This is a genomic window from Gammaproteobacteria bacterium, assembly GCA_013214945.1.
GTDB lineage: Bacteria > Pseudomonadota > Gammaproteobacteria > Enterobacterales > Psychrobiaceae > Psychrobium.
In genome coordinates this window covers 11,160-25,056 of the sequence record JABSRT010000003.1, presented here as the reverse complement: position 1 = coordinate 25,056, position 13,897 = coordinate 11,160, and the positions used below count along the sequence as shown (strand labels likewise).

Genomic DNA, 13,897 nt, shown 5'->3' with positions numbered 1-13,897 from the left:
TTAATACTCGTCATTTTTTTGTTTCCTAATTGATTAATTATTTATCCAGCTCATCCGTTTCTACTGTATCGGTATTAATAATTAAGCAATTTTATTTGCCCTTCAGTTTATGAGTTGCGTGACATAACGAACACTTGAATCTGATGGATTTTTATTTACTTCAATGATGTTGAATACTTCAAAATAGTGATGAATGTAAGCGAGTATATATAATGAATGAATCTGAACGCTCAAGTACCTTAGTCCATTTATTGCAACAACGTGCAATGGCGGAACCTGATAAATTAGCATTACGTTTTCTCAGTAAAGAAGAACATAACAATGAAACGATTAGTTATGGCGAATTGGACCGTCGCGCCCGTGCGATAGCGGTTAAATTACAACAACAAACAGACCCTGGTGATAGAGCTATTCTACTATTTCCAAGTGGCTTAGATTATGTGGCTGCCTTTTATGGTTGCTTGTATGCTGGGGTTATTGCGGTACCCGCATATCCACCTGAGTCAACTCGCCAACAACATCAAGAACGATTGTTGTCTATTATTGCTGATGCTAAACCTCGTGTATTACTCACCTGTACATTTTTATATGAACCTCTCTCACAGGTCATCAAGCAATTGTCTTTTGGTGAAGGTCTGGGGGTATTCCCCCAATTGTTATGTGTGGACGCGTTAGACAACAATGATATTGAAAATTGGCAAGCACCTGAAATACAGCTCAGCGATATTGCTTTTTTACAATATACATCGGGCTCTACTTCTACCCCTAAAGGGGTGCAAGTTAGTCATCATAATTTAACTGTTAATTCAGAGTTAATTCGTAAAGGTTTCGGCATTGGCGCTAACGACGTTATTGTTAGTTGGTTGCCGCTTTATCATGACATGGGCTTGATTGGTTGCTTATTACAATCGATCTATAGTGGTGTTTTATGTGTACTGATGTCATCGCGTTATTTTCTTGAGCGCCCAGTGCGTTGGTTAGAAGCTATTAGTAAATATAAAGGGACGATTAGTGGTGGTCCTGATTTTGCCTATCGTTTATGTAGCGAGCGAATAGCAGAATCTAAACTAGAAAGTTTAGATTTGAGTAGTTGGAAAATAGCATTTTCTGGCTCAGAGCCGATTAGACAAGATAGTTTAGATATCTTTAGCGCTAAGTTTTCAGACTGTGGTTTTAACCAAAGCCAGATCTTTTCTTGTTATGGTTTGGCCGAAGCAACACTGTTTGTTACTGGTAGTGTTCGAAATCAAGGAATTAAAGCATTACATCTCGATGGTGAGGCTTTATCGAAAAATAAAGCCCAACTGGTTACCCAGGACAGTACGGTTAAAAGCACGGTCATGAGCTGTGGCTTTAGCCAACCTGGCCATGCTATTCGTATTGTTGAACCTAATAGTGCGCAAGTATTGAATGATAATGCCATTGGGGAAATTTGGGCGACAGGCCCTAGTATTGCACGGGGATATTGGCGTAACCCACAAGCGACAGCACAATCGTTTGTTGAGTCAGATGGTTGTACTTGGTTACGTACCGGTGATTTAGGTTTTGTACGCGATCAGGAGTTGTTTGTCACCGGACGCCTCAAAGACATGCTCATTATACGAGGGCAGAACCTATACCCGCAAGATATTGAACGTGTTGTTGAAGATGAAGTAGAAGTTGTACGTAAAGGCCGAGTCGCCGCGTATACGATAAATGTTGATGGTAAAGACCGGATTGGTATTGCTGCTGAAGTAGGAAAAAAATTACAAAAGTTGGTACCGGCAGAGTTATTGATCAAAAGCATTCGCGAAGTGGTTGCTGACATTTTTCAGGAAGCACCTCAACAAGTTGCCTTATTAAACCCTGGTTCGTTACCTAAAACATCGAGTGGGAAATTACAGCGTTCGGCCTGTCGCCAAGGGATTGACGATGGCAGTATTGAAGCTTATGCGATGTTTCCGGCGCAAGACATAACAGCTGCTGGCAACACCGAGCAAGTATCAGAACTAACACCGGAACTAACTTCGACGATAACCGACGATATTAGTGAAATTTGGCGCGAAGCTTTACAAATAGATCAGATAACGCCAGCAGATCATTTTTTCCTCGCTGGTGGTAATTCGGTCTTAGCGGTGCAAGTTATTGCTAAATGTCGGGAATGTTTTAATACGGCCATTGATTTGCGCGTGATCTTTGACGCGCCAGTGTTGGCTGCATTTGTGGCGGCGATAGAAAAAATCATTGCTAACCCAAGCGTTGCGACCGACAACACGCTGTCAATGGTGGTGCAGTCAAGAGAGCAAGGCTTGCCTTTATCTTCTGCGCAAAGCCGATTATGGTTCCTGTGGCAGCTTGAACCACAAAGTACTGCTTATAATATTCCTGCTGGTTTGCACTTAAAAGGTGAAATAAATCAAACCGCATTAAATGCGAGTTTTCAACAGTTGGTTAAACGTCATGAATCATTGCGTACTCGTTTTGTTGAGAAAGATGGCGTAGCGTTGCAAGTTATTGAACCGTCACTTGAACTTGTTATACAACACCGTGATATTAGTCTGCTTAAGGCAGGCGAACGTAAGGCTCAGGCTGAAATTTTGCGCGAGCAAGAAGCGCAACAAATATTTGATTTAGCCGCCGGCGAACTATTGCAAGTAAAATTGATTCGACTTGCTAAAACTGAGCATCTGTTACTGATCACTTTGCATCATATCATTGCTGATGGTTGGTCGTTAGACCTCCTAATGGCTGAATTTACGCAATTATATGCCGCCGCGTGCCAAGGTCAGAATCTTAGTTTAGCGCTTGCGCCAATGACCTTGCAGTATGCTGATTATGCGAGTTGGCAACGTCAGTGGTTAGCTGAAGATAACGCGAACCAGCAGTTAAATTATTGGACAAAACAACTAGCAGGTGAATTGCCAATATTGCAATTAGCGACTGATTATCCACGCACACTTATCAATGAAACCGCAGACACGTCGCCGCAATTAACAAGCAAAGAGCAAAGGCAAAGTAACGCCGCACGTTTTAGTTTTTCGTTAGATCATCAATTAACTGAAAAATTACGCAGCTTTTCACAAACCCAAGACAGTACATTATTTATGTTATTGCTGGCGGGCTTTCAAAGCTTGTTACACCGTTATACAGGCCAGCATGATATTCGTGTTGGTGTGCCAAGTGCTAACCGTCAACGTGCCGATATTCAAAATATCGTCGGATTTTTTATTAATACCTTAGTTTTACGTGCCGATGTAACAACGCGATTACCCTTTTCACAGTTATTACAGCAGGTAAAATCGACAACCTTAGATGCGCAAATGCATCAAGACATTCCCATCAACGAAGTGCTAGAAGCGCTGTTATCTAACAATGAGCAACAGTCAAATAGACGTAACCAAGATGAGTCGCCGCTATTTCAGGTGATGTTTAACCATCAACAACGTGGTTTGAACGCCCAATGCTTACCTGGCTTGACTGCTGAGGAATTGTCTTGGCATAGCCGAACAGCGAAATGTGATCTGCAATTGCACAGTGAAGAAAATGACCAAGGGCAGTTGCTACTTAGTTTTGATTATAACACTGAGCTATTTAAACCTGACACCATCGAACGCTTGTCGACTCATTTCTCTAACTTATTACAGCATGTTGTTCAGCAACCAGACCTTTGCATTGGCGATATCCAATTACTCGCAGCTAGTGAACAAAAGCGGTTAACGCGGTGGGGCGAAGTGGCAGTTAAAGCAAACAAGCCACAAACGATAGAATGCCTAGCGGTTAGTCTTAATAAGCAAGCACTACTGACTCCACATGAAACCGCCTTGCAATGGCAGGGTGGTAGTTTTACTTATGAACAACTAAATACCCAAGCCAATAAACTGGCCCATTATTTACAAGCGCAAGGAGTGAAACCCGAAGTTCGAGTGGCGATTTTGGCTCAGCGTTCACCACTGTTAATGATAGGACTGCTGGCGATTATAAAAGCGGGCGGCGCTTATTTACCCTTAGATCCAAATTACCCGACCGAACGATTGTCTTATATGCTTTCAGATAGTGGGGCTCAAATATTACTGACACAAGACAGTTGTTTTGACAGTGAGCTATTGGCTGAGTTATCAGTAAACCGCAAGCTGATAGCGATGGATAAACTCGACATTGACCCTCTGCCTAGCAGTGCGCCGACAGTTAATGTCCATGGCGATAATATCGCTTACATCATTTATACCTCGGGTTCTACAGGCTTGCCTAAAGGCGTAGGTATTAGCCATGCGGCGTTGCGAGACCGTCTGCAATGGATGAAAGAAGAGTATCAATTTGATCACCAAGCGGTCTTTTTACAAAAAGCCGCGATTAGTTTCGATGTTTCGGTGTGGGAATGTTTCTTACCTTTAATAACCGGTTGTCGCTTAATTCTAGCAGCACCTGGAGAGCAGCGAGATCCGCAGCGGTTAGTGGCATTAGTGCAGGAATACGGTGTAACAGTGTTACATTTTGTGCCGCCGATGTTGCAGTTATTTATCGAAGAGGTGCAAGTAACAAACTGCACGAGTTTACGTTACCTGTTCTCAGGCGGTGAAGCTTTGTCGGTGAATTTACGGAACGAGATCTTAAACCAACTGCCAAATGTTGAATTACATAACCGTTATGGGCCCACCGAAACCGCTATTAATGTTACTCATTGGCACACTAAGGCAAGTGATGAGCATCGTTCTCCGATTGGTAAGCCGTTAAATAATGTTATTTGCCGAGTGCTTGATGAAGATCTTATGCTCGCACCTATTGGGGTGCCCGGTGAGTTATATATTGGTGGCGCTGGTTTAGCACGAGGTTATTTAAGTGCTAACGACACCAATGTTAACGGCACCAATGCTAACGCTATTAACGAAGAATCTGACCGTAAAACGATTAATCATGGCTTGGGCCGAGCAGCGCTGACCGCTGAACGTTTTGTACCAGATCCTTGTTCTACGCAACGGGGCGCTAAACGTGGTGCGCGTTTATATCGCAGTGGTGACAAATCACGTTGGGGTATTAATGGTTCATTAGACTACCTTGGCCGCGTTGACCAACAAATTAAATTACGTGGCTTTCGTATTGATCCACAAGAAATTGAAGCGCAGTTATTAGCTCAAACAATAATTAAACAAGCGGTTGTTGTCGTGCATGAGTCTAAGAATGTACCAGCTAAGGCCAATGCGCAACTCATTGCTTATTACGTACTTGAACAGGAAAATAATCAGGCAACGGTTAATAGTAGTGAACACGCTGATGAATTAAAACTTACACTCGAAAAAATTCTGCCAAGCTACATGATACCCGCGCAATTTATTGCACTGACAAGTTTACCATTAACAGTGAACGGCAAAGTGGATCACCGCGCGTTGCCAGAGCCAAATACAACACTTACCGAGCATAGTGTTTATATTGCCCCTAAAACCGCTTTAGAAAAGCAAGTGGCTGCTATTTGGCAAGAAGTGATGGGAGTTGCTCGTTTTAGCCTGGCGGATGATTTCTTCCAATGTGGTGGTCATTCCTTGCTCGCGACACAAATTGTTTCTCGTATTCGCTTACAGTGTAACGTTGAATTACCGTTAAAAGTCTTGTTTGAACATAGCCAATTAAGTGCATTTGTTGCGCAGATTTTACAGGCGCAACAAGCAGGTCGCTTTAATAAAATGCCTGCTATTGAGCTTATTGATCGCAGCAAGCCGGTCGCGTTATCTTCTTCGCAACAGCGGTTATGGTTTCTTTGGCAGATAGATCCGAATAGCCCGGCCTATAATGTCAGTGGTATGGCGCGATTAACGGGGCCATTTTATGTCGAACATTTTGCCGCGGCGTTACAAGCATTGATCCAGCGACATGAAACGCTACGTACAACTTTTCCAAGTATTGATGGGGTACCTGTACAACAAGTCGCAGCGACTTCAAGTGTCCAATTACAGCAACAGGACTTTTCTAACCTTGACGATGACGAGTGCCAGCAGCGTTTACAGCAACTGGCCGATGATGAAGCACACCAACCGTTCGACTTAGAACAAGGGCCATTATTGCGAGCCAGTTTGGTCAAAGTGTCTGAGCAAGAACATGTTTTATCATTAACATTGCACCACATCGTTACCGAAGGTTGGGCGATGGATATTTTTGCTCGTGAAATTGGCGAACTTTATCAATCATTTATCGATAATAAACCCTCACCACTAAAACCGTTAGCAGTGCAATATCTTGATTACAGTGTCTGGCAACGTCAGTGGTTAGCGTCAGGCGAAGGTCAGCGTCAACTTGATTACTGGACCAATAAGCTCGGTAATGAACATCCGGTATTAGCGTTACCTAGTGATCGGCCGCGTCCAGCTGTACAAAGCTACAATGGCGGTTTGTATCGCTTTGCTGTAACCGACGAATTAGCCGAGAAAGTACGACATTTTAATGCGGAGCATGGCTTAACCTTGTTTATGACCATGACAGCAGCGTTGTCGGTATTACTTTACCGCTACAGTGGTCAAAATGACCTGCGTATTGGCGCGCCTATCGCGAACCGGATCAGGCCAGAAAGTGAAGGTTTGATCGGCGCCTTTTTAAATACTCAAGTATTACGCTGTCAGCTTGATGGGCAAATGAGTGTTGAGACATTATTAAGCCAGTTACGTGATACCGTCATTGAAGGGCAGTCACATCAAGATTTACCTTTTGAGCAACTTGTGGATGCGCTGCAGCCACCTCGTAGCACTGCGTATAATCCATTATTCCAAGTAATGTGTAATGTGCAGCGTTGGAATTTCCAACAAAGCCGAGAGCTAGCGGGCATGACAGTTGATTACATTGTCAACGATGCTAAAGCAACTAAGTTTGACCTTAACCTAGAAGTTACCGATCTTAATGACCAATTAGCTTGCTGTTTAACGTACAGTTGCGATTTATTTGATCAAGCGCGAATTGCTAATATGGCGCGTCATTGGAATAACTTACTCACGGCCATGGTTAATAACCCAGGCCAACGCATTGCCGAGTTGGCGCTTTTTAATAATGAAGATCAGGCTGACGGTGCCTTAACGGATGAAGCGAACAATTTATGCCTGTCTCATTTTAATTTAACCCAAACTGAAGCTGACGCTAAGCAATTTTGTTTACATGATTTATTTAGCCAGCAGGTTCAAGCAACCCCGAATGCACCAGCATTAAGTTTTGCAGGTAACACCCTTACTTATGCCCAATTAGACGAAAAATCTAATCAGCTAGCTTGGTATTTACGCGAGCAAGGCATTGGTGCCGAAGACTATGTCGGTTTGGCGTTAGAGCGTTCGTTAGACATGGTGATTGGCTTATTAGCTATCCTTAAAGCTGGTGGTGCGTATGTGCCATTAGATCCTGAATATCCGATAGAACGATTGCAAGACATGATTACCGACAGTGGTATTTGTCTATTACTGAGCCATGGTGCGTTATTCGAGGCGCTTGGTGAGTTACCAAAACACGTTAAATCGTGGTGTTTAGAACAAGATGGCCCTGCGCTAGCGAATTATTCAACGGCAGCATTACCTTCAATTAACCAACCGATGCACCAAGCCTATTTAATTTATACCTCAGGCTCTACAGGTAAGCCTAAAGGTGTAATGGTTGCTCATGGCGAAATAAGTATGCATTGCCAAGCGGTGATTGAACGTTTTGATATGCGCAGTGATGATTGCGAATTACATTTTTATTCAATCAACTTTGATGCCGCAACAGAACGATTATTAGCTCCGCTACTGTGTGGTTCACACCTTGTGTTACGTGGACAAAACCAATGGGGTGTAGAGGAGATCTGCCAGCTAATTCGTCAATACAATGTCAACACCTTAGGTTTAACACCGAGTTATGGCAGTCAATTAGCGCAGTGGTTAACAAGTCGTCAAGAGACGTTGCCTATTCGCTTGTGTATTACCGGAGGCGAAGTCTTAACCGCCGAACATTTACAGCGAATTCGCGGCGCATTTCAACCAGAATATTTCTTTAATGCTTATGGCCCGACTGAAACCGTGGTTATGCCGCTAGCCAGTTTAGCGCCGCAGCAATTAGGCGATCAGGTAGCGAGTGTGCCTATTGGCCGACTTGTTGGCGATCGGCTTGCCTATATTCTTGATACCGATTTAGCACTGGTACCGCAAGGCAGTGTTGGTGAGTTATATGTTGGCGGTAAAGGCTTAGCCCGTGGATATCATGCCCGTAAAGGCTTAACTGCTGAGCGCTTTATTCCTAATCCTTTCACCGTTGATCAGCACCCAGACGAGCTAGCGGGGCGCTTATATCGAACGGGCGACTTAGTACGCCAAGGCATCGATGGCCTTGTCGAATATGTGGGGCGTGCCGATTATCAAGTTAAAATTCGTGGTTTTAGGATTGAGCTTGGCGAAATTGAAGCGAAAATATTAGCGCATCAATCGGTTGATGAAACAGTAGTTTTAGCAATAGATTTAGCGGGTAATAAACAGCTGGTGGCCTATGTTTCTAGCTCTAATTCGAGTGAGAAAAACACAAAAAGCCAAGATAATGAACTGTTAATCAATCAGTTAAAGCTTAGTCTTAAACAGCAATTGCCAGACTATATGGTACCCGCACACTGGGTTGTTTTACCTGCTTTACCACTTGGTCCCAATGGCAAGCTTGATCGTAAGGCGTTACCTTTACCAGATATTGAACAAAACAAACAAGAGTATATTGCGCCTTCGACCGAACAGGAGCAGTTATTAGCGGTAATTTGGGCTGAAATACTGGCAGTAGAAAACATCGGTATCAATGATAACTTCTTCGAGCTCGGTGGTGACTCTATTTTATCTATTCAGGTAGTGAGTCGTGCGCGTCAAGTAGGCTTGAATTTTAGCCCGCGTGATTTATTTCAACATCAAAGTATTCAAGCACTGGCAGCGCTATGCGAACAGCAAGGAGATGACAACACCGCTGTTCAATATGTTGCTGAGCAAGGGCTAATAGCGGGGGAATCTGCCTTAACCCCGATCCAACATTGGTTCTACTCTCTGCCAGTGCCTAATCGAGATCATTGGAATCAAGCGGTGTTATTACAGCCAACTCAGCATTTAGATCCTGAGTTATTAGAGCAAGTACTACAGCAAATTTTGCAACACCATGATGCTTTGCGATTAGTCTTTAACCAAAAATCAGCTTCGCAAGCACAGCACCAGACGTTAGACGGACACAGCGGCGCAATATTACAAACGGCGACTGTTAATGATATTGCCCAGTCAACATCACAGTGCTCGGATTTATTCGACGCGATGCAACGCAGTTTAAACTTACAAGATGGACCATTACTGCGCGCGATGTTAGTGACTGAAGCTGACAGTAACGAGCAACAGGGTAAACAGCGTTTATTGTTAGTGATTCATCACTTGGTGGTCGACGGAGTCTCTTGGCGGATAATTCTAGAAGACTTACAACGGAGTTATCAGCAGCTAGCGAGTGGTAAAAAAGCACAGTTTGCGCCAAAAACATCGGCATTTAGAGATTGGACTGAACGTTTGCAGCGTTATGCAAATAGTGAATCACTGACAGACAACTTAACTTGGTGGCAGCAGCAGTTAACTCGCCCTGAGCAGCAGCTAACAGAGCAATTACCGAGTGATTACCCTGTGAGTAGCGCGAGTGATAATTCTAAAGAATGTGACGCCAACACCATCACTTTGCGGTTAAGCAGCAAACACACGGAGCAATTATTACAGCAAGCGCCTGCGGCTTATCGCACCCAAGTAAACGATTTATTATTAACGGCATTAACACGAACGCTGTGTCGTTGGTCTGAGCAGTTATCGGTACTTGTGCAATTAGAAGGCCATGGTCGCGAAGAAATATTTGATGATATTGACCTCACGCGTACCGTAGGTTGGTTCACCAGTGCGTATCCATTGCGATTAACCCCGTCTTCATTGAAAAATGAACAAGGTGACAGCAAAAGCACCATCGAATGTTTGGCCGATGATATCAAAACGATCAAAGAGCAACTACGTGCCGTGCCACATAAAGGGATCAGTTACGGGGTGTTGCGTTATCTTGCAGATGATAATTGCCAAGCGGCAATGGCACAGCTACCACAAGCACAAATTACCTTTAACTATCTTGGTCAATTTGATCAAAGCTTTGGTAACGATGCTTTGTTCCAGCCATCAAATGATCCAACAGGCGTTAGCCGTGATGAACAAGCAGCATTGCCAAATGTACTGAGTGTTGATAGCCAAGTGTATAACAATGAGTTGGTTTTACGTTGGACTTACAGCACTAAGCGCTATAACGAGCAAACAATTAATACGTTGGCCACTGATTACTTGCAGCAATTAGAAAGCTTAATTGAACATTGCATAAGCGATGAATTAGCGGCTAGTGAGATCAGCAGGCTAACGCCGTCAGACTTTCCGTTAGCACAATTGGCACAAACGCAACTTGATGCGCTAACGGTACCGGCACAAAATATAGCGGATATTTACCCATTAACGTCAATGCAAGAAGGGCTATTACTGCATACGTTATTAGAGCCGGGCACCGGGCTTTATTACATGCAAGATCGTTATCGTATTCATAGTGCGATTGATCCACAACGTTTTGCTACAGCGTGGCAAGGTGTTGTTGCACGCCATGAAGCATTGCGAGCTTCCTTTAATTGGAATGCTGGTGAAGCGATGTTGCAGGTGATCCATAAACCAAGCTTAATTGAAGTAGATTTTCTAGATTGGCGACAAGAAGATCCAAGTCAGCACGAGCAACGCTTGCAAGCCATGCTTAAAGAAGAGCGTGAAGCTGGCTTTGATTTGTTAAATACGCCACCTTTTCAGCTGCGTTTGATTTGCCTTGGCGATGAAGAATACTGGTTTATGATGAGCAATCACCATATTCTTATTGATGCTTGGTGTCGTTCGATATTAATGAATGATTTTTTTGAAATTTATACCGCGTTAAGTGAAAAACGTGAGGCACAGTTGGCTGTGCCGCCAAGTTATCGCGATTATATAGTTTGGTTACAACAACAAAATGCCGATGGTTCGCGTCAGTGGTGGCAAGATAATTTACAAGGGTTTGAGCAAGCAACATCAATTGCCAGTGATAGACCCTTGCTACGCGAGCATGCCGGTGACAGTGGCGGTATGGTTGTTGGTGATAGCTATACTAATCTAGATAGCAATGACAGCACTCGCTTGCAGGAGTTGGCACAACGTTATCAACTCACGGCAAATACATTTGCCCAAGCGGCTTGGTCATTGGTGTTACGCCGTCTAAGTGGTGACAGGGAAGTATTATTTGGCGTAACCGTTGCGGGACGTCCGATTGAAAAACCAGAAATGCAACGCACAGTCGGACTGTTTATCAACAGTATTCCTTTGCGAGTGCCTACGCCATTACTCGATGAAAATGCGAGTGTTAAAGATTGGTTGCAGCAGTTACTGGCCCACAATCTTGATTTACGTGAGCACGAGTATTTATCGTTGGTCGATATTCAAAATTGCAGTGAATTGCCCAAGGGCGCGCCATTGTTTGACAGTTTATTTGTTTTTGAAAATGCGCCAGTCGACTCTTCAGTTTTAGACAGTGCTCGCCATTTTAATGCCAGCTCAGATTCAGGTCGTACCCACACGAACTTCCCGTTAACGGCGGTGTGTTATCCAGGCGATAGCTTAGGTTTACATATTTCTTACGATCAACGTTATTTTGATAAAACCAGCATTGACCATATGCTCGGCGAATTTAAACGACTATTGATTGCACTGGTTGATAATATTGATCAACCCTTTGCAGCGCTGCCATTATTGAGTGATCGTGAACATCAGTTTCTGGTTAAAGATTGCAACCAGGCTGCTGTTACCGAGCAAACACCCGATACCGAATATCAAAGTTATGTGCAATTGTTCGAGGGGCAAGTTGCAGCTACCCCACAGCGCATTGCAGCAAGTTGTTTAAGTCAGCAGTGGAATTATCACGATTTAAATCAATATGCTAACCGTTTAAGCCATCGCATCTTGGCACAAGGCGACAATACTGATCAGCCAGTCGCGTTATTAGCAGAGCGTGGGCTCAATTTATTAGCAATGATGATCGGGTGCTTTAAATCGGGCAGCGCTTATTTACCACTTGATCCAAGCCATCCCGAACAACGCTTACTGCAAATGATGAATAGTAGTCGTATTTCGATACTGGTCTGCGACAAGGTTTGTTATGAGCAAGCTCAGACATTACTGCCGCAATTGTCGAGTGATAATCGCCCAGTATTGTTGTTATGGGAAGATGTGCAACAAGACAATCATCAGTTTCCTGTTGATGCTAGTCAGAATGTTCTCAACCCGAGCTTGAATCATCTTAATCGGTTTAACCACGCCAATAGCCTTGCTTATGTCATTTATACATCAGGCTCTACTGGTGTGCCAAAAGGTGTGATGGTTGAGCAGCAAGGCATGCTTAATAATCAATTGAGTAAAATACCTTACATGCAATTGGGTGAAAATGACGTTATCGCACAAACCGCTTCACAGTGCTTTGACATTTCAGTATGGCAGTTTTTAACTGCGCCTCTATTTGGCGGCAGAGTCGATATCGTGCCCAATGAAATATCTCAGAACCCACAAGCACTACTTAAACATATTCAAGACCAAGGCATTACCGTATTAGAAAGTGTGCCGTCATTAATCCAAGGAATATTAGATGAAGCAGCGCAAGATCAAGCGCTAAGCTTGCAGCCGAATTTACGTTGGTTATTACCAACAGGTGAAGCGATGCCTCCAGTATTGGCAGCGCAATGGTTAAAGAGTTATCCGAATATCGGCTTAATTAATGCGTATGGCCCTGCTGAATGTTCTGACGATGTGGCGTTTTTCAATATCGATTTAGCATCAACAGCCAGCGATTATTTACCGATTGGTAGCCCGACCGACAATAACCGCTTATACCTGCTTGATGACGGTCTTGATCTGGTACCAAGCGGTGCAATTGCCGAATTGTGCGTCGCAGGTATGGGGGTTGGTCGAGGTTATAGCTTTGATCCAAAACGGACCGCACAAACATTTATTCCCGATGTATTTAGTGATAAAGGCGAGCGTTTGTATCGCAGTGGTGATTTAGCGCGCCGACGCAGCGATGGCTTGCTTGAGTACGTGGGCCGAATTGATCAACAAGTTAAAATACGCGGATACCGTATCGAACTTGGCGAAATTGAAGCACAACTGCATCAATTACCTGAAGTGCTCGAAGCGGTTGTACTGGCTAAAAAAGGCGCTAACGGTCTTTTCCTGGTCGGTTATATCACAGCTTGTGGCCCTAGCGCACAGGCAAGTTCAGCCGATTTGATTGCACAATTAAAGCAAGGTTTGGCGCAAGCCTTACCAGACTATATGGTGCCGCTGCATTGGCAAATATTAGAACAAATGCCACGTAACGCTAACGGTAAAATTGATCGTAAAGCCTTACCTGATATTGAACTAGGCCAGCAACAAAGTACCCTTTATGTTGCGCCAAGCAGTGAGCTAGAGCAGACGATTGCAAACATCTGGATCGACATTCTAAAAGTTGAGCAGGTTGGGGTTAATGATAATTTCTTCGAGCTTGGCGGCCATTCATTACTTGCTACCCAAATAGCATCTCGTTTACAACAAGTCTTACAACGTAATATTCCGTTACGCGCGATGTTTGAAAGTAGCACCGTAGCTCAATTAGCAATCCAAATTGATTCGTTAAATAGCATTGCCATCGATGAAGAAAAAACGGCTTGGCTAAATGACTTTATGACCGAGCTTGAGGATTCTTAGCACGCTGTTAACAAGTAGCGAAAGGAATCGCTACAAAAGGTATTTTTTATCTCTAAAGGCTTAAATTTAACGGCATTGGTTTCGTTATTAATAATAACTTTAGAGGTTAAAAACCTAACCTTTAAATTGACTAAACTGTA

Annotated in this window: 1 protein-coding gene; it reads left to right on the top strand. The window is 43.6% G+C overall.

All coding sequences use genetic code 11. From position 1 onward, the window contains the following. The first annotated feature begins 209 nt into the window (after positions 1-209). Positions 210-13,757, top strand: a complete 13,548-nt coding sequence (locus HRU23_02140; protein ID NRA52922.1) for a non-ribosomal peptide synthase/polyketide synthase — start codon at positions 210-212, stop codon at positions 13,755-13,757. The last annotated feature ends 140 nt before the right edge of the window (positions 13,758-13,897 follow it).